Origin of the sequence: Rosenbergiella metrosideri, from assembly GCF_022602565.1 — a bacterium.
In the GTDB taxonomy this organism is placed as follows: domain Bacteria; phylum Pseudomonadota; class Gammaproteobacteria; order Enterobacterales; family Enterobacteriaceae; genus Rosenbergiella; species Rosenbergiella metrosideri.
Genome location: NZ_JALBCV010000018.1, coordinates 43,214 through 65,922 on the forward strand (window position 1 = coordinate 43,214; position 22,709 = coordinate 65,922).

20 protein-coding genes are annotated in these 22,709 nt (G+C 48.2%); 18 read left to right on the forward strand and 2 right to left on the reverse strand.

The features are described from left to right. Positions 1 to 5 precede the first annotated feature (5 nt). From pncA to trhA, 5 genes are all read left to right on the forward strand, one after another. Positions 6 to 662 (forward strand): bifunctional nicotinamidase/pyrazinamidase, encoded by a 657-nt coding sequence (pncA, locus tag MKR94_RS14410; protein WP_241647566.1) that lies wholly within the window; start codon positions 6 to 8, stop codon positions 660 to 662. Between the two features lie 344 nt (positions 663 to 1,006). Then, positions 1,007 to 2,101 carry a glycine cleavage system aminomethyltransferase GcvT gene (gene gcvT, locus MKR94_RS14415; RefSeq protein ID WP_241647567.1) on the forward strand — a complete coding sequence of 365 codons (1,095 nt, stop codon included), beginning with the start codon at positions 1,007 to 1,009 and terminating at the stop codon, positions 2,099 to 2,101. A gap of 14 nt (positions 2,102 to 2,115) precedes the next feature. After that, on the forward strand, positions 2,116 to 2,502 hold the full coding sequence (gene gcvH / locus MKR94_RS14420) for a glycine cleavage system protein GcvH (RefSeq protein ID WP_241647568.1): 387 nt from the start codon (positions 2,116 to 2,118) through the stop codon (positions 2,500 to 2,502). A gap of 8 nt (positions 2,503 to 2,510) precedes the next feature. Continuing rightward, positions 2,511 to 5,378, forward strand: a complete 2,868-nt coding sequence (gene gcvP / locus MKR94_RS14425) for an aminomethyl-transferring glycine dehydrogenase (RefSeq protein WP_241647569.1) — start codon at positions 2,511 to 2,513, stop codon at positions 5,376 to 5,378. A gap of 140 nt (positions 5,379 to 5,518) precedes the next feature. Beyond that, positions 5,519 to 6,172 carry a PAQR family membrane homeostasis protein TrhA gene (gene trhA, locus MKR94_RS14430; protein WP_241647570.1) on the forward strand — a complete coding sequence of 218 codons (654 nt, stop codon included), beginning with the start codon at positions 5,519 to 5,521 and terminating at the stop codon, positions 6,170 to 6,172. 78 nt (positions 6,173 to 6,250) lie between these two features. Here the strand turns inward: trhA and ygfZ are convergent, their stop codons facing one another. Beyond that, the gene (gene ygfZ / locus MKR94_RS14435) at positions 6,251 to 7,216 is read right to left on the reverse strand and encodes a tRNA-modifying protein YgfZ (RefSeq protein ID WP_241647571.1); all 966 of its coding nucleotides are present in this window, start codon (positions 7,214 to 7,216) and stop codon (positions 6,251 to 6,253) included. A 227-nt stretch (positions 7,217 to 7,443) separates the two neighbouring features. Between ygfZ and sdhE the strand changes: the two genes are divergently transcribed. Next, positions 7,444 to 7,710, forward strand: coding sequence for an FAD assembly factor SdhE (gene sdhE, locus MKR94_RS14440; protein ID WP_048912650.1), 267 nt, complete (start codon positions 7,444 to 7,446; stop codon positions 7,708 to 7,710). Further along, positions 7,691 to 8,101, forward strand: a complete 411-nt coding sequence (locus tag MKR94_RS14445) for a protein YgfX (RefSeq protein WP_241647572.1) — start codon at positions 7,691 to 7,693, stop codon at positions 8,099 to 8,101. Before sdhE ends, MKR94_RS14445 begins: the two co-directional genes overlap by 20 nt. Positions 8,102 to 8,104: 3 nt before the next feature. Here MKR94_RS14445 and fldB read toward each other — a convergent pair whose 3' ends face one another. Continuing rightward, entirely contained in the window at positions 8,105 to 8,623 is a 519-nt protein-coding gene (gene fldB, locus MKR94_RS14450) for a flavodoxin FldB (RefSeq protein WP_241647573.1), read from the reverse strand. A gap of 141 nt (positions 8,624 to 8,764) precedes the next feature. Here fldB and xerD point away from each other — a divergent pair, with 141 nt between their 5' ends. From xerD to MKR94_RS14505, 11 genes are all read left to right on the forward strand, one after another. Continuing rightward, the gene (gene xerD / locus MKR94_RS14455) at positions 8,765 to 9,652 is read left to right on the forward strand and encodes a site-specific tyrosine recombinase XerD (RefSeq protein ID WP_214217534.1); all 888 of its coding nucleotides are present in this window, start codon (positions 8,765 to 8,767) and stop codon (positions 9,650 to 9,652) included. Positions 9,653 to 9,680: 28 nt separating this feature from the next. Continuing rightward, on the forward strand, positions 9,681 to 10,382 hold the full coding sequence (gene dsbC / locus MKR94_RS14460) for a bifunctional protein-disulfide isomerase/oxidoreductase DsbC (protein ID WP_422047534.1): 702 nt from the start codon (positions 9,681 to 9,683) through the stop codon (positions 10,380 to 10,382). A gap of 4 nt (positions 10,383 to 10,386) precedes the next feature. Then, positions 10,387 to 12,117: a single-stranded-DNA-specific exonuclease RecJ gene (gene recJ, locus MKR94_RS14465; protein ID WP_277755684.1), complete on the forward strand. Its 1,731-nt coding sequence runs from the start codon at positions 10,387 to 10,389 to the stop codon at positions 12,115 to 12,117. Positions 12,118 to 12,202: 85 nt separating this feature from the next. Beyond that, positions 12,203 to 13,301 (forward strand): peptide chain release factor 2 gene (prfB, locus tag MKR94_RS14470; RefSeq protein ID WP_241647574.1). Its coding sequence is split into 2 segments (ribosomal slippage): positions 12,203 to 12,277 and positions 12,279 to 13,301, totalling 1,098 coding nucleotides; the frame shifts between segments, so codons are not numbered across the junction. Between the two features lie 9 nt (positions 13,302 to 13,310). Continuing rightward, positions 13,311 to 14,831 carry a lysine--tRNA ligase gene (gene lysS / locus MKR94_RS14475; protein ID WP_241647575.1) on the forward strand — a complete coding sequence of 507 codons (1,521 nt, stop codon included), beginning with the start codon at positions 13,311 to 13,313 and terminating at the stop codon, positions 14,829 to 14,831. Positions 14,832 to 15,468: 637 nt separating this feature from the next. Next, a complete protein-coding gene (locus MKR94_RS14480) occupies positions 15,469 to 16,935 on the forward strand; it encodes a capsule assembly Wzi family protein (RefSeq protein WP_422047535.1) in 1,467 nt (488 codons plus the stop codon). A gap of 70 nt (positions 16,936 to 17,005) precedes the next feature. Beyond that, positions 17,006 to 18,142 carry a polysaccharide export protein gene (locus MKR94_RS14485; protein WP_241647577.1) on the forward strand — a complete coding sequence of 379 codons (1,137 nt, stop codon included), beginning with the start codon at positions 17,006 to 17,008 and terminating at the stop codon, positions 18,140 to 18,142. 2 nt (positions 18,143 to 18,144) lie between these two features. Further along, entirely contained in the window at positions 18,145 to 18,582 is a 438-nt protein-coding gene (locus tag MKR94_RS14490; protein ID WP_241647578.1) for an arsenate reductase/protein-tyrosine-phosphatase family protein, read from the forward strand. An 8-nt stretch (positions 18,583 to 18,590) separates the two neighbouring features. Next, complete coding sequence (locus MKR94_RS14495; protein ID WP_241647579.1) at positions 18,591 to 20,756, forward strand: polysaccharide biosynthesis tyrosine autokinase; 2,166 nt, start codon at positions 18,591 to 18,593, stop codon at positions 20,754 to 20,756. Between the two features lie 86 nt (positions 20,757 to 20,842). Then, positions 20,843 to 22,255, forward strand: coding sequence for an undecaprenyl-phosphate galactose phosphotransferase WbaP (gene wbaP / locus MKR94_RS14500; RefSeq protein ID WP_241647580.1), 1,413 nt, complete (start codon positions 20,843 to 20,845; stop codon positions 22,253 to 22,255). A gap of 1 nt (position 22,256) precedes the next feature. Next, the coding region (locus MKR94_RS14505) for a DUF4422 domain-containing protein (protein ID WP_241647581.1) at positions 22,257 to 22,709 on the forward strand (453 nt) is incomplete at its 3' end.

Below are 22,709 nucleotides of genomic sequence, written 5' to 3' on the forward strand. Positions count from 1 at the left end.
GGGAGATGGCTCACCACTCGATTGCGATAGGTAACAATACGGCACTGCTTGTCGTCGATGTTCAAAACGATTTTCTGCCGCAGGGAGCGCTAGCGGTACCTCGGGGTGATGAAGTGATCCCGGTTATTAACCAGATTGCACCGTTATTCCAGCAGGTGGTCATTACCCAAGATTGGCATCCTGCCGGCCATTCCTCCTTCAGTTCCTCTCACCCGGGGTATCAAGATTACCAAGTAATTGATATGCCCTATGGCCCGCAATGTTTATGGCCGGATCACTGTATACAAGGGAGTGTCGGGGCTGAATTATCGGATGATTTATCCCTTCCTCATGCCAGATTGATTCTCCGTAAAGGCGTTCATCAATCCATCGACAGCTACTCTGCCTTTTTAGAGGCGGATCGCAGTACCTCAACCGGGCTGCTGGCCTGGCTGCAAGCGCAGGGGATCGATCAGGTGGTGATAACCGGACTTGCCACAGATTTCTGTGTTGCATGGACGGCTATAGACGCGGCTCAAGCGGGATTAGCCACTTGGGTAGTAGAGGATGCTTGCCGAGCGATCGATATTGACGGATCACTGCAACGCGCCAAGCTGGCGATGCAAGATGCTGGTGTGATTTTCCTCACATCTCAGCAATTGCACCAAGGTTGTGAAAGCTGATTTATTCTAATTATTGACCATTTCCACCCTTAGGAAAACTAATCCGAAAGCGAATAAAATAGTCCGAGCAGGCTAAATGAGTCGAATGGCCTATCTTATTTTTCTCTCTAGATGGCGGCTTTTGTCGCCATTTTTCTGCTTAATGCCGCCTTATTTTATCAATCACCTCTGCTTAAGCGTGTCCGCTCCTTTTTGGTGCATCACAGCTTTGCCCCTATTTCACCTTATGGCTAAGCGATGAAATGAGTGATAACGTGCAAGAAAGGTAACGTTTGCGTTTCTAACCCTAACGCTCGACCTCAGCAAGCTAACTCACCGCGATTTCACGCGGCAGAAGGAGTGTTATGAGTCAACAAACCCCTCTCTTTGCACAACACCAAGCCTGCGGTGCACGCATGGTCGACTTCCACGGATGGCTAATGCCACTGCATTATGGTTCCCAGCTTGATGAGCATCATGCCGTGCGCCGTGCAGCAGGTATGTTTGATGTATCCCATATGACCATTGTCGACCTGACTGGCGCCCGTACCCGACAATTTCTACGTTATCTGTTAGCCAATGATGTGGCTAAGTTGACGCAGCCTGGTAAGGCGCTCTATAGCGCCATGCTGAATGCCTCGGCAGGCGTTATCGATGACTTGATTGTCTATTTTATCGATGAGCAACACTTCCGTTTAGTCGTCAACTCAGCAACACGCGAAAACGATCTAGCGTGGATCTCAGAACAGTCTAAAGAATATGGTATTCAAATTGAGGAACGACGAGACTTAGCGCTTATCGCAATACAAGGCCCTGAGGCAATAGAGAAAAGCCAATCGGTGATGAGTACTGAACAGCGTGCTGCGGTAGCGGAACTCAAGCCCTTCTTCTCAGTGGAAAGCGGCGGCTGGTTTATCGCGACCACTGGCTATACCGGTGAACGAGGCTATGAAATCGCACTCCCTGCCAAGCAGGCTGCATCGCTATGGCAAGCATTACTTGCGGTAGGCGTCAAACCGGCTGGCTTAGGGGCGCGAGATACCTTGCGCCTCGAAGCGGGATTAAATCTTTATGGGCAAGAGATGGATGAGGCGATTAACCCGCTTGCCGCGAATATGGCTTGGACGGTGGCTTGGCAACCGGAAGAACGGGAGTTTATCGGTAGAGCGGCGCTCGAACGTCTACAAGAGCAAGGCACTGAAAAACTGGTTGGCTTGGTACTGCATGAGAAAGGCGTCCTGCGTAATGCTTTACCGGTCTCCTTTACCGATATCAATGGAAATCCTCAGCAAGGCGTTATCACCAGTGGTTCGTTCTCCCCGACATTGGGCTGCAGTATCGCGCTTGCACGGGTGCCGGCAACGGTAGGGGATAAGGCTGTCGTACTGATTCGCCAGCGTGAACTGTCCGTGTCTGTTACGCAACCCTGCTTTGTCCGCGCAGGTAAATCATTGATTTAATTATGGAGAATAAAATGAGCAATGTACCAAAACACCTAAAATACCTTGATAGCCACGAATGGGTACGTCAAGAAGAGGATGGATCGGTCACTGTGGGAATCACCGAACATGCACAAAGCCTACTCGGCGACATGGTGTTTGTAGATCTGCCTGAAGTCGGTCGTGAAGTCAGCGTCGGCGACGACTGCGCGGTTGCCGAATCGGTTAAAGCGGCCTCTGATATTTATGCGCCGATCAGCGGCGAGATCGTTGCAGTCAATGATGAACTCAATGACAGCCCTGAGCTTGTAAACACCTCTCCTTACGAGGCGGGTTGGTTATTTAACATTAAGATCACTAACGAAAATGAGCTTAACCAATTACTTGATGCCGATGCCTACCAAACCTTGATCAATAAGTGAGTAAGACGATGACGCAAACACTCAGCCAGTTAGAACATCCCGATGCTTTTATCCGTCGCCATATTGGCCCGGATATCGATCAACAACAACAGATGTTGCAGCAGATTGGCGCAACTGATTTGCCGAGGTTAATTGCGTCTATCGTCCCCGAAAATATTCAGTTATCCTCTTCGCCCCTGCAATTGCCTTCGGCCAGTGAGCACCAAGCGTTGGCAGAGTTGAAAGCCATTGCGGCAAAAAACCTTCGCTATAAATCTTGGATTGGTATGGGCTACAGCGCGGTGTTAACGCCACCGGTTATACTGCGCAATGTACTTGAGAATCCCGGATGGTACACGGCTTATACTCCTTATCAACCGGAAGTGTCACAAGGGCGGCTGGAAGCCTTACTCAATTTCCAACAGGTTACGATAGATCTCACGGGAATGGACGTTGCCTCCGCCTCGCTACTTGACGAAGCAACGGCGGCGGCTGAGGCGATGGCGATGGCTAAGCGGGTGAGCAAACGTAAAAATGCCAATAAGTTTTTTGTCGCAGAGGATATTCATCCGCAGACCCTCGATGTTATCAAAACCCGCGCAGAAACCTTTGGGTTTGAGCTGGTGGTCGATAGCGCTGAGAAGGCGCTAGACCATCAAGATCTCTTTGGTGTCTGCCTACAATATTGCGGTTCGCAGGGAGCGTTGCACGACTATCGTCAACTGATGGCAGCGTTAACCGAGCAGGGCGTAATCATTGCTGTCGCCGCTGAATTTATGGCCTTAGTGCTTCTTGAATCACCGGGGAAATTAGGAGCTGATATCGTTTTTGGTTCGTCGCAACGTTTTGGCATTCCTATGGGTTACGGTGGCCCGCATGCGGCATTCTTTGCCACCAAAGAAGCCTATAAGCGAGCCATGCCGGGCCGGATTATCGGCGTTTCACGTGATGTCCAAGGCAATATCGCGCTGCGGATGGCGATGCAAACTCGCGAGCAACATATCCGTCGTGAGAAAGCCAACTCTAATATCTGTACTTCCCAGGTCCTACTGGCGAATATCGCCGGGATGTACGCAGTGTGGCATGGTCCTAAAGGGTTAACACGTATCGCCCAGCGTATTCATCGATATACGAAAATCCTCGCAAAAATCGTGCAAGATAATGGGCTAACCCTACGCTACGCGCAGTGGTTTGATACCTTAACGGTCGAGGTGCCCGATAAATCCGAGGTCCTCAAACGCGCAAAGCAGCAGCATACTAATCTGCGCAGCGACCTCTACCATGCGGTGGGGATTACGCTGGATGAAACCACGCAACGCCAAGATCTTCTCGTTTTAATAGAGGTACTGCTTGGACGTAAAATCATCGTTGATCTTGACCAAGAAGACAGTCTTGTCAGCACGCAAGTCATTATTCCAGCACCATTGCAGCGTGAAGACGCTATTCTGAGCCACCCAGTCTTTAATCAGTATCACAGCGAAACGGAGATGCTGCGCTATCTTCACAAACTTGAGCGCAAAGACTTAGCACTCAACCAAGCAATGATCCCTCTTGGCTCCTGCACGATGAAGCTCAATGCCGTCGCCGAAATGTTACCTATTACCTGGCCAGAATTTTCCGACCTCCATCCGTTCTGCCCGACGAATCAAGCCGCGGGATACCTGCAGATGATTGAACAGCTTTCTGAATGGCTGATCACCCTGACCGGTTATGACGCGCTCTGTATGCAGCCCAACTCAGGCGCCCAAGGCGAATATGCGGGGCTACTAGCTATCCGTCGTTACCATGAAAGCCGTCATCAAGCACAACGCCATATCTGCCTTATTCCTGCTTCTGCCCATGGTACTAACCCTGCCTCCGCGCAAATGGCCGGTATGGACGTGGTAGTGGTTGCCTGTGATAAACAAGGTAATATCGATCTCGAAGACCTCCGTACCAAGGCAAGGCAAGCAGGTGATCAGCTCTCCTGCATCATGGTGACCTATCCCTCTACTCATGGGGTTTACGAGCAGACCATTCGTGAAGTCTGCGAAATTGTCCATCAGCATGGTGGGCAAGTCTATTTGGATGGCGCCAACATGAATGCACAAGTGGGGATCACTACACCAGGCCATATTGGTGCCGATGTCTCCCACCTTAATCTGCATAAAACGTTCTGTATTCCTCACGGCGGTGGCGGCCCAGGAATGGGACCGATAGGGGTAAAAGCGCATCTCGCGCCGTTTGTCCCAGGACACAGTATCGTCCAGTCAACCTTACTCACCGAGCAAGGTGCAGTCACTGCAGCCCCTTTTGGCAGTGCGTCGATCCTGCCAATTAGTTGGATGTATATCAGAATGATGGGAGGCGAGGGCCTGAAGCAAGCGAGTGCCCTCGCGATTCTGAATGCTAACTATATTGCTAGCCGCTTATCGTCAGACTACGACATTCTCTATACCGGACCAGAAGGTCGTGTGGCGCATGAATGTATTCTCGATATTCGGCCTCTTAAAGAACGTAGCGTTATCAGTGAGATGGATATCGCTAAGCGATTAATCGACTATGGCTTCCATGCACCGACCATGTCCTTCCCTGTCGCCGGGACCTTAATGGTGGAGCCAACGGAGTCCGAAAGCTTAGGTGAACTGGATCGATTCGTCGATGCGATGTTAGCTATCCGTCGCGAGATTGAGCAAGTCGCAGAAGGTCAGTGGCCCTTGGACGATAACCCTCTGGTGAATGCCCCCCATATCCAGCAAGAACTGGTTAGCGACTGGCAACATGCCTACTCCCGTGAAACAGCGGTCTTCCCTCAGGGCGTTGAGAATAAATACTGGCCAACGGTCAAGAGAGTGGATGATGTTTACGGCGACCGTAATTTATCTTGCTCCTGTGTACCGATCACGGATTATCAATAATGCTTGTAACAGTCCTCTATCGCGAGGGGGCTGTTACACCTCCTCACAGTTTTATTTAAGCTTACAAGTGTACTCTGAATTTATTCTCAGCTAGTCTAGGTGTTCATTCATCGGACGATAATGGAGTTAACATACCTGTTATGGCTAAGACACAAACTCATTCTCCCGGATACTCATTGGCGGAAGAAATAGCAAACAGTGTAAGTCATGGCCTAGGTTGTCTTTTTGGTGTTGTCGGCTTAGTCCTATTACTCGTTCAAGCAGTTGAGCGTGATGCCGACGTTATCACCTTCGTCAGCTATAGCCTGTATGGTGGCAGCATGATCTTGCTGTTTCTTGCCTCGACCCTCTATCATGCCATTCCCTATCAACCGGCTAAGCCTTGGTTAAAGAAAGTCGACCACTGTGCGATTTATCTGCTTATTGCCGGGACTTATACGCCATTTCTGCTTGTCGGGCTGCGCTCGCCGTTGGCGGAAGGCCTGATGGTGGTAATATGGTCACTGGCCCTATTGGGGATTCTTTTTAAACTGGTGTTCGCTCATCGATTCAAAGTGTTATCGGTGGTGACCTATCTACTTATGGGCTGGCTCTCGTTGGTCGTGATCTACCAAATGGCGACTAAGCTCTCGGCGGCGAGTGTATGGCTGTTGGCGATAGGTGGAATCGTCTACTCATTAGGGGTGGTTTTTTACGTCAATCGACGGATACCTTTCAACCACGCGATATGGCACGCCTTTGTCTTAGGCGGCGCAATTTGCCATTTTTGCGCGATCTACTTCTATATTCGGTGAGTCTACCCACCGATAGACATTCTCGTTAGTGCCCCCTCAACGTTTTAGCTTCGAATTGAGGGGGCAGGGGTTAAGGCATTAAGCCTCGTCGAGTGAATAAGGTAGTGGCTGGATCTGTAATGCACTGGCCTCATCGCCATCGAGACGAAACCTATCCTCGGTCCCCAAATCGTTATTCAGCACGACTTGTACCCACAGGGTAGTCGGGGCAACCATTACCGAACAGAGAACGGTTCCGGTTTTACGCCAATTCTCACCCATTTGTAATGCGACGGCGCTGCCGGCTTCAACCGCTTGCTGCGCCGTACCGGCTAACCAATAGAGTGCGCGTTTGTTTGCCCCGCGATACTTGGCGCGGGCAACCATCTCTTGGCCGCTATAGCACCCTTTTTTAAAGCTTATCGCGTTCAATGCCTGAAGATTGGTAGCTTGTGGAATAAACTGAGCAGTATTCGCTGCGTCGATCACCGGAATACCCGCGGCAATATCGGCGGCCAGCCAGTGCTGGGCATCACATACCGCCTCGGAGTGATCCTTAAGCAACACTTCTGCCTGAGAAGGCGCAGTAATGACGATGTAGCGGGCTTGTGGGGTGGGCAGCCACAATAGCAATGTATTACCGACCTTAACCCGTGGTTGATCGGCATCCGGAAGCTGAGAAAAATATTGGCTTAGGCACTCAGCCGCTTTGCTCCCCATTACTCCCACTAGCGCCCGGCTATCGTCGGCGGTAAAGCTCACCTTAGAGAACACTGCATATTTTTTTATTTCAGTCAGCTGCTGTTCACGCACGTCGCGGCGTAATAGATAGCTATAGCCTTCGCCATCATGGAATATCCGCAGACTACTCCACATCTTACCTTTGGCATCGCAATGTGCGGCGAGTTGGTGATCATTCTCGGCTAATTGGCTGAGATCTGCGGTAAGTTGGCCCTGCAGATAGGTGGTGGCATCGGCACCTTGCGCGGATACCAGCGCCCAATCGCTAAGCGAGCAGAGAGCCAGCGCTGAGTGATAGGCAGTAGGGGTGGGTTGAGAATTCATGACATCTCCTGTCGACCAACAGTGAAGGTGAAAGCGAACCAAGCCGCTTTACGAAATTGGGTTTATTATTCATTAAAGCGTAAAGCCTGGAAAGAGATTAGCAAGTACAAAAATGCGAGCACGCCCGAAGAGAGGGTGATTTGTACTGCCGTTCAACCAGGCTCTGCGGTACACTCTTCTTCTCTGGTTAAGGGTAAAATAAGGAAAAGCGTGTGGACTTAGCAGAAATAGGTATTGAAGACACTTCTCGTATTCACTGGGCGTGCCGCCGCGGCATGTTAGAACTGGACATCGCCGTTCGTCCTTTCTTCGAACACGAATATCACACCTTAACTGACGCGCAAAAGCGGACCTTTATTGCGCTGCTTAAGGCCGACGACCCCGACTTATTCAATTGGTTGATGGGGCATGGTCAACCCGCGAGCGACGAGCTCAAAGGGATGGTCGAACTGATTCGGACGCGAAACAGTGCGCGTGGACCTGTGGCAAACTAAGATCGGCCCTTCACGTAATGCCGTGATCTTGGTCAATAGCTGGGTGCTATTAACGCTAGCTGCACTTGTGGCGACACCCTGGTTTGGGGCTTTTTATTTACTGAAGCCTTTAGCGATTATTGCGGTGATGATTGAAAGGTCGCGCAGCCTAAAAAGGCTCGCCTCACGGATTGGCTTACTGGCGATGGATGATCAAGAGACCTGGTCTTGGCAGCAGCAACAGTGGCGACTTAGCGCGCCGCTCTGTTGGCTACCCTGGGGCGTAATGATTCGTTGGCGATCGGCGCAACAAACCCAGCATTTCTGGTTAATGGCAGACACCATGTCTGAAGAAGCGTGGCGCAACCTACGCTTCTATTGGCTAAAAGGACGCAATCGTCAGTGGGAGTAGGGATTACAACAACTCCGCGACTTCTCCCAGAATCTGTTCACACCAGTTGGCAATGCGCTCATCCGTCTCTTCAAACTGATTCGCATCATCTAAGGCCAACCCGACAAAATGTTGTCCATCGGCAGTCAGGGGCTTCTGACTGATAAATTCATAACCGGTAATAGGCCAATAGCCGACGAAAGAGACGCCTTTTGGTAGTAATAAATCGTGCAACATACCGAGGGCATCTAAAAACCATTCACTGTACCCGGCTTGGTCGCCCAGCCCATAGAGTGCGATGATTTTTCCTGAAAGATCGAGATCAGCCAGCGTTTGCCACTGTGCTTCCCAATCTTCCTGCAGCTCACCAAAGTCCCAAGTAGGCATACCCAAAATCAGCAGATCGTACTGGTGCATGGTAGAGAGCGGCTCATCCTTCACATTATGTAAGGTCACCATCTCTTGGCCGATAAACGCTTGGATCTTCTCGGCAGCCATCTCGGTATAACAGGTGCTTGAACCGTAAAATAACCCTATTTTCATACTTGATTGACTCTTAGGTTCCTATTCTGCGTTGAGTGTATCAGAAAGCATACAGCGAGGCGTAGTTGATGCATAATAGTCTGCGTTTAGCGCAGGTAATCGGAAAAAAAAGCAATGAAGAAATCGACGTCAGCACCATTAATGGATCCCCTTCTCGAAGGCTTTATTGACCAATTGTGGATTGAGCGCAACTTAGCAGAAAACACCCTAGAGGCTTATCGCCGCGATCTCAAACAGTTGGTGGAGTGGCTTGAGGCGCATCATCTCGCGCTGCTTACTGTGAGCGCACCAGAATTACAAAGCTTCTTAGCAGAGAAACTCGAAGGGGGCTATCGGGCAACCAGTTCCGCTCGACAGCTCAGTGCGATGCGCCAGCTCTTTCAATATCTTTATCGGGAACAGCTGCGACTCGATGACCCGAGCGCATTACTCTCCTCGCCGAAATTACCGCAACGGCTGCCAAAAGATCTCAGTGAAGCGCAAGTCGCTCGCCTACTTGAGGCGCCTTCCACCGAAATCCCGCTCGAGTTACGCGATAAAGCGATGATCGAACTACTTTATGCGACGGGATTACGGGTATCTGAGTTAACGGGACTGACCCTTAGTGATCTCAGTTTACGCCAAGGCGTGGTAAGAATTTTAGGTAAGGGCAACAAGGAGCGATTAGTACCGCTGGGGGAAGAGGCGATCCACTGGCTGGAAAATTATCTGGAACATGGTCGGCCTTGGCTGATTAATGGCGCAAAAATTGATATAGTCTTCCCCAGTAATCGTGGGCAGCAAATGACTCGACAAACATTTTGGCATCGAATCAAACACTACGCCCTTATCGCCGGGATTGATAGCGCGAAGCTCTCGCCCCATGTGCTGCGCCATGCCTTTGCGACGCACTTGCTCAATCACGGCGCCGATTTACGCGTCGTACAAATGCTACTTGGTCACAGTGACCTATCAACCACACAAATTTATACGCATGTTGCCAATGAAAGACTCCGTCAACTGCATCAACAGCATCACCCACGCGCCTAGCGGGGTGGTTAATAAGGATAAGGAAATGCTGAAGAAATTATTACTCTCGATGGTCGCGTCATGCGCGCTCTTTTCTAGCGCCAGTTATGCGAACAATGCTGCAATTATTCAATCTTTAACAAAATTGGGCGTCAACATCAGTGATATCCAGCCTTCACCCTTATCCGGTGTCAGCACGGTATTAACCGATAATGGTGTGCTCTACGTCACTGACGATGGTAAACAAATGATTCAAGGGCCGCTTTACGATATCAGCGGGAAAACGCCAGTAAACGTCACTTTCCAAACGCTAGACAAGAAAGTGGAAGCGCTAGCGCCAGAAATGATTGTCTATAAAGCGCCGAAAGAGCAGCACGTTGTGACAGTGTTTACCGATATTACTTGTGGCTACTGCCATAAGTTACACCAACAAATTTCAGACTATAACGCTCTGGGCATCACCGTCCGTTATCTTGCTTTCCCACGTGAAGGGTTACAGGGCGATGTGGCGAAAGCGATGAAGAACGTATGGTGCGCCAAGGATCGCAAAGCAGCGTTCGATGCGGCGATGGGCGGTAAAACTCCCGCAGCGGCGAGCTGTAATATCGATATTGGTAAACAGTATCAGCTAGGACTGTTATACGGTATTCAAGGCACTCCGGCGATCCTCACCAAAAATGGTGTAATGATCCCCGGCTATCAAGGTCCTAATGAGTTAAAACAGTATCTGGATCGTATCAACGCAGGATAATCCTTTGTCTTCACGCGCTATCCCTGAACTACAACGACGTCAGCAACAAGCTGACGTCGAGCTTTCGGCTACCCTTTCCCCTTTACTGCAACAACTGTATCGACAGCGTGGGATCACTGACGCCGCGCAATTGGAGCGGGGCGCAAATCATTTACTGCCACCACAGGGCTTAACCGGCATCGACCAGGCGGTACAGTTATTACATCAGGCGATGTGCGATAACCGCCATATCATGGTGGTGGGGGATTTCGATGCAGACGGCGCCACCAGTACGGCGCTCTCTGTGTTAGCACTGCAACAGTTTGGCGCGCAACGGGTCAGCTATCTGGTCCCCAATCGGTTTGAGCAAGGTTATGGACTTAGCCCCGAGGTCGTCGACTTGGCTCATGCCCGTCAAGCGGAGCTGATTTTTACCGTTGATAACGGCATCTCCTCCTTGAGTGGGGTAGAGCACGCCACGCAGTTAGGCATTCCGGTCATTATTACCGATCACCATCTTCCCGGTGAGGTCTTACCGGCGGCGGCGGCAATCGTTAACCCGAATCTTGCCCAGGCCACCTTTCCATCGAAGAACTTGGCTGGGGTCGGCGTGGCATTTTATGTCATGCTCGCACTCAGGGCTTATTTACGCCAGCAAGGATGGTTTAGCGGGTCGCCGCCCAATCTTGCAGACTTATTGGATCTGGTGGCACTCGGTACGGTCGCCGATGTGGTCCCCCTTGATGCCAATAACCGAATTTTGGTGTGGCAGGGGCTGCAACGTATTCGTGCCGGGAAATGTCGTCCCGGTATCCGGGCATTACTGGAGGTCAGCCAACGGCAAGCGCATCGTCTCAACGCCAGCGATCTCGGTTTTGCGTTAGGTCCACGACTCAACGCGGCGGGGCGACTCGACGATATGTCTCATGGCGTCGAGTTACTGGTGACCGAGAGCGAGTCCCAAGCGCGGATGTTAGCGAATGAACTCGATGCCTTAAACCAGACCCGTAAAGAGATCGAACAGGGGATGCAACAAGAGGCGCTGTTGATCTGCGAGCAGCTGGAAACCCAGCAACATCTGCCAAACGGTTTAGCGTTTTACCATCCAGAGTGGCACCAAGGGGTGGTGGGCATCGTCGCGTCACGTTTAAAAGAGCGTTTCCATCGGCCGGTCATTGCGTTTGCACCGGCGGGCGATGGCACCCTAAAAGGGTCGGGCCGCTCAATTACCGGCCTGCATCTGCGCGATGTCTTGGAACGTCTGGATAGCCTATATCCCGGATTAATACTTAAATTCGGGGGCCATGCGATGGCAGCGGGCTTGAGTCTTGCGGAAGAGCAGTTCCCGCGCTTTCGTGACTGTTTTGCGCAATTGGTCACAGCGTGGCTGGATAACGACGCCCTGCAAGGGGTAATCTGGTCTGATGGCGAGCTTGGTGCGCAGCATCTAAACGTGGAGACGGCGGAGATGCTGAGAAATGCAGGGCCTTGGGGACAGAGTTTTCCTGAGCCAATGTTTGATGGCGAATTTAAGCTCTTGCAACAGCGGCTCGTCGGGCAAAAGCATTTAAAACTGCTGCTCGAACCGGTAAACGGTGGTCCGCTAATCGATGGCATTGCCTTTAACGTCGACTTACGCCAATGGCCCGATCCCAGCATTCAACGGGCGACCTTAGCCTATAAATTGGATGTGAATGAGTATCGTGGGCAACGTAGCGCACAATTATTAGTCGAATACCTCTGGCCGAAAGCCTAAAAAGAGGTTACACGCCGAGGGGAGTTTCGGGTAGAATCTCCACCCTCTGTGTTACTTTTTTATCTTCAACTTAAGACAACAAACCATGTTTGAAATCAATCCGATAAAAAATCGTATTCAAGACCTTACCGAGCGCAGCGATGTTCTTCGGGGGTACCTTTGACTATGATGCAAAAAAAGAGCGTTTAGAAGAAGTTAATGCTGAACTTGAACAATCTGACGTCTGGAACGAACCCGAGCGCGCGCAAGCGTTAGGAAAAGAACGTTCTTCCTTGGAAGCGATCGTCGAAACCTTCGACCTGCTCGCTCAAGGACTTGACGATGTCAGCGGGTTAGTCGAATTGGCGGTCGAGGCCGATGACGAAGAAACCTTTAATGAGGCGGTCGTTGAGCTGGAAACGCTCGATAAGAAACTGGCTGAATTAGAGTTCCGTCGCATGTTCTCTGGCGAATACGACAGTGCTGATTGTTATATTGACCTGCAAGCAGGTTCAGGCGGAACTGAGGCTCAGGATTGGGCAAACATGTTGTTACGGATGTACCTGCGCTGGGCGGAAGCGAAAGGCTTTAAAACCGAAATCATCGAAGTCTCGGACGGCGATGTGGCTGGGATTAAATCCGCAACGGTGAAAATTATCGGTGACTATGCCTTCGGCTGGTTAAGAACCGAAACAGGTGTTCACCGTCTAGTCCGTAAAAGTCCGTTCGATTCGGGGGGACGTCGTCATACCTCCTTTAGCTCGGCCTTTATCTATCCTGAAGTGGATGATGATATTGATATTGAGATCAATCCCGCCGATCTGCGCATCGATGTCTATCGTGCCTCTGGGGCAGGGGGACAGCACGTTAACCGTACTGAGTCCGCGGTACGGATCACGCACCTTCCTAGCGGTATCGTCACACAGTGTCAGAATGATCGCTCTCAGCATAAAAACAAAGACCAAGCGATGAAGCAGATGAAAGCGAAGCTGTACGAGCTGGAAATGCAAAAGAAAAATGCTGAGAAACAGGTGATGGAAGATAACAAATCCGATATTGGTTGGGGCAGTCAGATTCGTTCTTACGTGCTCGACGATTCGCGAATTAAAGATCTTCGTACCAGTGTAGAAACTCGTAATACGCAGGCCGTCCTCGATGGCGATTTAGACCGATTTATCGAAGCTAGCTTGAAAGCTGGCCTATAAGGAACCTTTATGTCAGAACAAACCCCCGCGCCGGCGGATCTCGCCCTCGAACTGAATAATGAATTGAGCGCACGCCGTGAAAAGCTAGACGCCCTGCGTGAGAAAGGAAACCCTTTCCCGAATGACTTCCGGCCAACCGATCGCTCTGATGTGCTACACCAGCGCCATGATGAGCAAAGCCAAGAAGCGTTGGAAGATCTCGGTATTGAAGTGACGGTAGCAGGTCGTATGATGACGCGCCGTATCATGGGCAAAGCCTCGTTTGCTACGCTGCAAGATGTTGGGGGGCGTATTCAGCTTTACGTTTCTCGCGATGATCTGCCAGAAGGCTACTATAACGAACAATTCAAAAAATGGGACCTTGGCGATATTCTTGGGGCGCGTGGCAAGCTATTCAAAACCAAAACCGGCGAGCTTTCTATCCACTGTAGCGAACTGCGCCTGCTGACCAAAGCACTGCGTCCGCTCCCTGATAAGTTCCATGGCTTGGCAGACCAAGAGACCCGCTATCGTCAGCGCTACTTGGACCTGATTGCCAACGAAGAGTCACGTCATACTTTCCAAATTCGCTCTAAGATTATGGCTGGCGTGCGCCAATTTATGGTCGACCGTAACTTTATGGAAGTGGAAACCCCGATGATGCAAGTGATCCCGGGGGGAGCGTCTGCGCGTCCGTTTATCACACATCATAATGCGCTCGACATCGATATGTATCTGCGTATCGCCCCAGAGCTCTACCTGAAGCGCTTAGTGGTGGGCGGCTTTGACCGCGTCTTCGAGATTAACCGTAACTTCCGTAACGAAGGGATCTCCCCGCGCCACAACCCAGAGTTTACCATGATGGAACTCTATATGGCTTATGCGGATTACCGTGATCTGATTGAGCTGACCGAAAGCCTGTTCCGTACCTTGGCGCAAGATGTATTGGGCACCACAGAAGTGGTGTACGGCGAGCAAACGTTCGACTTCGGCAAGCCGTTCGATAAGTTAACGATGCGTGAAGCGATCAAGAAATATCGTCCAGAGACAGAGCTAGCCGATCTGGATGATTTCGATAAGGCCGTAGCCATCGCACAATCCATCGGTATCAAGATTGAGAAAAGTTGGGGCTTAGGCCGGGTGGTCACTGAAATCTTCGAAGAGACCGCTGAAGCCCAACTGATCCAACCTACCTTTATCACCGAATACCCGGCAGAGGTCTCGCCGCTGGCCCGTCGTAACGACGACAACCCAGAAATCACCGATCGCTTCGAGTTCTTTATTGGCGGACGTGAAATCGGTAACGGCTTCTCCGAGCTTAACGATGCACAAGATCAAGCCGAACGCTTCTTACAGCAAGTTAATGCTAAAGATGCCGGTGACGACGAAGCGATGTTCTATGACGAAGATTATGTTACCGCATTGGAACACGGTTTACCGCCAACGGCAGGTCTAGGTATCGGTATCGACCGTATGGTGATGTTGTTCACCAATAGCCACACCATCCGCGATGTGATTCTGTTCCCAGCCCTCCGTCCAGGCAGCAAATAAGCCTCGACACTGAGCCACTCTGTTAAACCCGCTTCGGCGGGTTTTTTTATCTCTATTGATAACCAAAACTTATAAAAAAAGTGTAAATTTTGGAAAATTAGGAATTAATCCGTATTAATCCCCGCCAACACCCTTTAATGTCATGACAAATTTTGACAAAAGTCACCTTTTAATGAAAAGAAGTTTGATTTAAATCAAGTTAAATTTTTGGTAATTCACTGATTTTTAGTAAGAAAGGCGACTGCTCACTGCGTAATTAACAATATTGTTTAATATTAACCATCGATGAATATTTTTCATTACGTGAAGTGAAATGACTTTTTAAACATCAATAAGAAACTGTTAGGATAAATCTCTAATAGAAACAAAATGTTGTAAAGGTACTCTGGTCGCCACACGCCAGGGGCGGTAGCGTGCCCAAAACGCTTACTATAGAACTTTCCGTCGGTAGTGTAATTTTTGTTAAATTTACCTTATTTAAAAGGTAAACTTCCCCATCGACAGCGCAATAACCATGCTAATAACAATAATAAATTAAAAATAATTATCTTTTCACCTTGGTCACCCGATACACCCGTCCCTCAGCCTTGATGTTGAGTGGTGGACTAACTTTATGGATGTTACGGAGAAACAGCAGATGCAGCGAGCGTCAGGTGGTAAACGTTTTAATCGACACTCTTTATTAGCCTTAGTGATTGGGCTTTCCCTTTATCCTTCCCTGAACGCCACTGCCGCTGGCCTGATCTTGCCAGATAGCGATTTACGCTCGGATCTAAGCTGGTTGGCCGATCGCGGCGTGATTAAATTAAGTTTAAGCACTTGGCCACTTAGCCAAGAAGCGATTGAACATGCGTTGGATAAGGCTCATCCCTCTTACGCCTCCGAACAGCTAGCACTTGAACGGGTACAGGAGCGCTTACAAAGCTTAAAATCGGATATCCGGCTCAACGCCTATGCCGCTACCGACAATACCGGGCAGCCACGTAGCTTCGCGAACTCCGCCACCGCTGATACCAAACTTTCTGTCACCGCCAGCAATAGCGGCGAATGGTGGGATGTCAATCTTCAAGGTAACCTCGAGGGAAATCGTCAGATCCAATCCCCGTCCCATGCCAACCTAAATAATAGCTACGGTGCGGTAAAGCTATGGGGACAGTGGCTCTCTTTCGGTGAAACGCCACAGTGGTGGGGACCTGGCTATGAAGGCAGCTTAATTCGCTCCGATAACGCTCGGCCACTGACCGGCTTTATGCTGTCACGCTCCAAACAGACCGCCCCCGAGACCTGGTGGCTAAACTGGGTCGGTTCTTGGCAATACCAGATTTCTGCCGCCCAAGAGTCACAATATAGCGCGGTACCCCATACCAAGATTATCGGCATGCGCCTAACCGTATCGCCGTTCGACTCCCTAGAGCTCGGTGCCAGCCGTATTATTCAGTGGGGCGGTAAAGGTCGGCCGCAATCCTTAGGTAATTTCTGGGATGCTTTCTCCGGTAACGATAACACTGGTGCAAACGATCCTAATGAACCCGGTAACCAGTTGGCGGGCTTTGACGGTAAGTTAAAACTTGAACCGACGCTAGGCATTCCAATCAGCCTCTATGGCCAGCTGGTCGGTGAAGATGAAGCCGGTAAACTACCATCTTCCAATATGTATCTGGCGGGGATTGAAGGGCACCACAGTGTCGGCCGCAATGCTTTGAACTGGTATGTGGAAGGGCATGACACCCGTACCGACTTTAAAAATAAAAACTACAGCTACACCCACCATATTTACACCGATGGTTATTACCAACAAGGTTACGCCTTGGGGGATACGCTGGGCGGTGATGGTCGGATGCTGGTCGGCAAAACCGAATTAGTGACCGAAGATAACCAGCGCTGGAGCGCGCGCTTATTCTGGGCGAAAGTTAACCCCAATAACCAAAGCCAAAACCGTACCTTCCCGCACGCCGATACCCTTAAAGGCGTCACTCTGGGCTGGGGCGGCGATGTTTATAAATCGGTACGTTTAAACCTGGCGACTTGGTATACCGATGCCAATCATAACGATAGCGATGACTTAGGTGCCAGTGCGGCAATCGAGATCCCTTTCCAACTATAAAAATTAGCGGCTGCTGGCTAACTGGAATCGGTTCTGGCAGCGATTTACCCACTTTACTGAATATATTCTGATGAAAAAATTAGTATGTAAACTCTCTGCAGCTGCAGTGCTGACCGCACTGCTGAGTGGCTGTACCATTGTTCCTGGCCAAGGCCTTAATAGCTTACGCAAGAATACCGTCGAGTTACCGGATAGCGATTATGATTGGGATAAGCTGGTAAACGTTTACCCAATGACACCCGGCTTAATTGATAAGCTGCGCCCGGCACCGGTAATTGCCCAGCCCAATCCACAGCTGGATAAGCAATTACAAAACTATCAGTACCGTATTGGCCCAGGCGATGTATTGATGGTCACCGTCTATGACCACCCAGAGTTAACCAACCCGGCCGGCACCTATCGTTCCGCTAGCGATACCGGAAACTGGGTCGGCGCCGATGGCACCATCTTCTACCCCTATATCGGTAAGGTCTATGTAGCAGGTAAGACCCTAGCCGAGGTACGACAACAGATTGCCTCCCGTTTAGCACAGTATGTCGAGAGCCCGCAGGTCGATATTTCGGTCGCCGCCTTCCGTTCGCAAAAAGCCTATGTCACCGGAGAAGTGAGCAAATCGGGTCAGCTACCAATCACCAATATTCCCTTAACGGTGGTCGATGCTATCAATGCCGCCGGTGGATTTGCCGAGAATGCCGACTGGCGCCATGTAGTCTTAACCCATAACGGTAAAGATACCGTGCTATCGATGCAGGCGCTAATGCAGCGCGGCGATCTACAGCAGAACCGCCTGATGTATCCTGGCGATATCCTGTTTGTGCCACGCAACGATGATCAGAAAGTCTTTGTGATGGGTGAAGTCGGCCAGCAATCAACCCTAAAAATGGATCGCAGCGGTATGACCCTCGCCGAAGCGCTTGGCAGTGCACAGGGTGTTAGCCAACAATATGGCGATGCCTCAGGGATTTTTGTGATCCGTCAAATTCCAAAAGATAAGAACGGTCGTATCGCCAATATCTATCAGCTCAATGCCAAAGATGCTTCGACCATGGTGATGTCTACCGAGTTTGAGTTACAGCCTTACGATATCGTCTATGTAACGACTGCACCTATCGTACGTTGGAACCGTGTGATTTCGCAAATCGTTCCAACCATCACTGGCGTACACGATTTAACCGAAACGGTGAACTATTACAAGGATCTGAAATAATAATGTTTAATTCAATTCTTGTGGTCTGTACCGGTAATATTTGCCGCTCACCAACTGGCGAAAGGTTATTACGCCAACTACTGCCCAATAAAATAGTAGATTCAGCGGGGACTGGTGCATTAAAAGGCCATGCGGCCGATGCCACGGCATCTCTGGTAGCAGAAAAACATCACCTCTCCCTAGCGGATCATCAAGGGCAGCAGTTTACCCGTCAGCTGGCGCAACAGTACGATCTGATTTTAGTGATGGAGAAGCATCACCAAGAAGAGGTATCGGCGATTGCACCGGAAGCTCGAGGCAAAACTATGCTATTTGCCCACTGGATCAATAATAAGCAGATCCCCGATCCCTACCGTAAAAGCGAAGAAGCCTTTGAGCATGTCTATCAATTAATCGAGCAAGCGGCACGGGCTTGGGCGACAAAACTGGGTAAAAAATAGGAAGCATTATGTCATCAGTGATTCAACATAAACCCACTAATCCGGATTCCGATGAGATCGATTTAGGTCGATTGATCGGTGAACTGCTCGACCATAAAAAATTAATTGTTGCCGTTACTGGATTATTTACCTTTTTAGCGATTTTTTATGCGCTATTTGCCACGCCGATCTACCAAGCGGATGCCTTAATTCAGGTGGAACAAAAACAAGGTAATTCAATCCTTAGTAACCTGAGTCAGATGCTACCCGATAGCCAGCCCGTCTCTGCACCGGAAATTGCGCTACTTCAATCAAGAATGATTTTAGGTAAAACGGTCGATGATTTAACCCTGCAGGCTCAAGTGCAGCAAAAATACTTTCCCATCTTTGGCCGCGGCTGGGCGCGGTTAACCGGGCAGCAACCGGGACAAATTTATATCAGTCGAATTTATGTTGCCAAGCAAGCGGGTAAGGCTCCAGAGCTGACGATAACAACAGTCGATCAGCAGCACTACCTTGTGGAAGGCGGTGGATTTGAGATTAAGGGGAGGGTAGGACAAGCTATAGCAGAGAAGGGGCTATCCCTACAAATTGATAGGATTGATGCTATTCCGGAAACTAAGTTCACGCTTAACTATGTTTCTCGACTTGATGCCATCACAGGCCTGCAGCAGATATTCTCTGCTGCTGATCAAGGTAAAGATACAGGGATGCTTAATCTTACGTTAACAGATCCTAATCCCCAATTAGCACAAAGTGAACTACAAAGTATTAGTGAAAATTATTTAGCGCAGAATATTGCACGTCAAGCGGCGCAAGATAGTAAGAGTTTAGATTTTTTAGAAAAGCAATTACCGCAGGTACGCAGTCAGCTGGACGATGCCGAAAATAAGCTCAGTGCCTATCGTAAACAGAGTGATTCAGTCGACCTAAATTTACAGGCCCGTTCAGCACTAGATCAAATAGTTAATGTTGATAATCAGTTAAATCAATTGACATTCCGTGAGGCCGAAGTTTCACAACTCTATACTAAGGATCATCCAACCTATATTGCCCTTTTACAGAAACGCAAAACGCTGGAGCAGGAAAAAGCTAATTTGAATAAGCAAGTCTCTGCGATGCCAGCCACTCAGCAGCAAGTACTGAAATTGAGTCGAGATGTTGAGTCAGGGCGTGCGGTTTATATGCAATTATTAAATCGTCAACAAGAGCTGAGTATCGCGAAAAATAGTGCCATCGGTAATGTACGAATCATCGATGATGCGGTGACAGCACCTAAACCGGTAAAGCCTAAAAAAGTCTTGGTGGTTTTAATTGGTGCCGTATTAGGCGGCTTTATTTCTGTCGGCTTGGTGTTATTAAGAGTCTTTTTACGTCGCGGCATTGAGTCACCAGAACAACTCGAAGAGTTGGGAATTAATGTTTATGCCAGCGTGCCTGTCTCTGAATGGATGGCCAAGCAACAGCCTAAAGGGATTAAATCTAGAAAGAATAAGCAGAAAGAGAATATTAGTTTTCTCGCGATTGATAACCCTGCTGACCTTGCTATCGAAGCAATCCGCAGTTTACGCACCAGTTTGCATTTTGCGATGATGGAAGCATCGAATAATATTCTAATGATTTCTGGTGCGAGCCCTAATGCCGGTAAAACCTTTATCACCACAAACCTCGCAGCAGTCTTAGCGCAAGGCGATCAAAAAGTGTTGTTTGTTGATGCTGATATGCGTAAAGGCTATTCGCATCAAATCTTTAATCAATCATTAGAAAATGGTTTATCCGATATTCTTTCCGGTAAATCCAGTATTGAGCAGGGGATAAAATCAATTAGCGGAGCCAATTTCGATTTTATCGCCCGTGGCAAGACACCGCCTAATCCTTCTGAATTACTGATGCATAACCGTTTCCAACAACTCTTAAATTGGGCAAGTGAGCATTACGATATCGTGTTAGTAGATATACCACCTATTCTCGCAGTCACAGATGCTGCAGTGATAGGGCGTTATGTTGGCACAACATTACTTGTAGCACGTTTTGAAGAAAATACCGCTAAAGAGATGGAGGTCAGTATAAAACGTTTCGAGCAGAGCGGTATTGAAGTAAAAGGTTGTATTCTTAACGGCGTAGTGAAGAAGGCTAGCTCCTATTACGGTTATGGCTATAGTCACTATGGTTACAGTTACGACGATAAAAAATAACTTATTATCCATCTATAAAATAACTTCTCCTCCCCTATAAAAATGGGGGGGCGTAATTTTCGCTACAGTTCTGTGGTGAGGAATCTATGACACGCTTATCCCGAAATCTGCTGGCTAGCAGTGGATTGATTGTATCTGATCTATTCTGTTTACTAGTCAGCCCTTATTTAGTTGAATATATTTTCGGAAGTGATTTGATATCACAAGAGAATGTAAATTATTGGTATCACCTGCACTGGCTAATATCATTGTGCTGTGTCGGGTGGTATGGCATGCGGCTAAGGCACTATTTCTATCGAAAAACCTTTTGGTTTGAATTAAAAGAAGTGTTAAGAACGATAGTAATATTTTCTGTATTTGAAATTGCAATTATCGCTTTTACTCAATGGTATTTATCGAGAGTAACTTGGATAATAACGTGGTTATTAATTGCCTTATTGGTACCTGTGATGAGAGGGGTCATAAAATCAATTCTCGATAAAATGGGCGCATGGCAGCGCGACACTATCATTATAGGGGCTGGGCATAATGCTGAAGAAGCATATAAAGCTATAACAAGTGAAAAAAATCTTGGTTTTAGAACAATTAGGTTTATTGGGACTGGAAATACGAATACGACTACCAATTATATCGGTAATCTTCCCGTAAGCCACGAGATGCCGGCAGACCTTACTAAAAATATCGATAAGCGTATGCAATTTATTATTGCGGTTGAAAGTGATGAAAGCGAACTACGTAATGCATGGTTACAACAGTTGATGCTTAATGGTTATCGCTATGTTTCAGTTATTCCAACCTTACGCGGTATGCCTGTTGATAGCACAGATATGTCGTTTATCTTTAGTCATGAGGTAATGATATTTAGAGTTCACCAAAGTCTAGCTAAATGGCCATCGAGAATACTAAAACGTAGCTTCGATATCTTCGCCTCAATCGCGATTATTATAATGTTATCGCCTGTTTTATTATTTATTAGCCGTAAAGTTAAAAAGGATGGTGGGCCAGCGATCTATGGTCATGAGCGCATTGGAAAAAATGGCGTACCCTTCGAGTGTTTGAAATTTCGCTCAATGTCAGTGAACTCTAAGGAGTTATTAGCTGAACTACTTGCAAATGATCCTGAAGCTAAAGCCGAATGGGATGAGACCTTTAAACTAAAGAATGATCCACGAATCACTAAGATTGGTCATCTATTACGTCGAACCAGTATGGATGAATTACCTCAACTATTTAATGTACTAAAAGGTGAAATGAGCTTGGTAGGTCCTAGGCCGATCATTCATGAAGAACTAGAGCGTTATCATGATCAAGTCGATTACTATTTAATGAGTAAACCAGGAATGACAGGCTTATGGCAGGTAAGTGGGCGTTCAAATGTCGATTATGAAACGCGGGTCTACTTTGATGCCTGGTATGTTAAAAACTGGTCGATGTGGAACGATATCGCCATTTTATTTAAAACTATTTCTGTGGTTCTTAAGCGCGATGGTGCATATTAAAATGAAAACAATATATACAATAACACATAAAAATTTTACTCCTCCTAAAGATTCAATTTATAAGACATTAGTTGTTGGTGGAAAAGTTGAATTGAATGATTCAGAAATGGATAGTACAGGAGAGAATATTTCTGAATTAAATAATGAGCTTTGCGAATTAACTGGACTATATTGGATATGGAAAAATAGATTAGAAGAAAATGAAGTCGTGGGACTATGCCATTATAGACGATATTTTATTAATGAAATGGAAAAAGGTATAATCACAAAAGAAAATGTTGATAAATTATTTGAAGATTTCGATATAGTACTACCTAAAAAAAGGAACTATTTAATAACAAACATTGAAAATCATTACAAAGTATCACACAAAGATAAAGATTTAAATTTATTAAAAGAAATTATCGAGAGAGATTATAAAGAATATATATTTGCTTTGAGAAATGTATTAAAT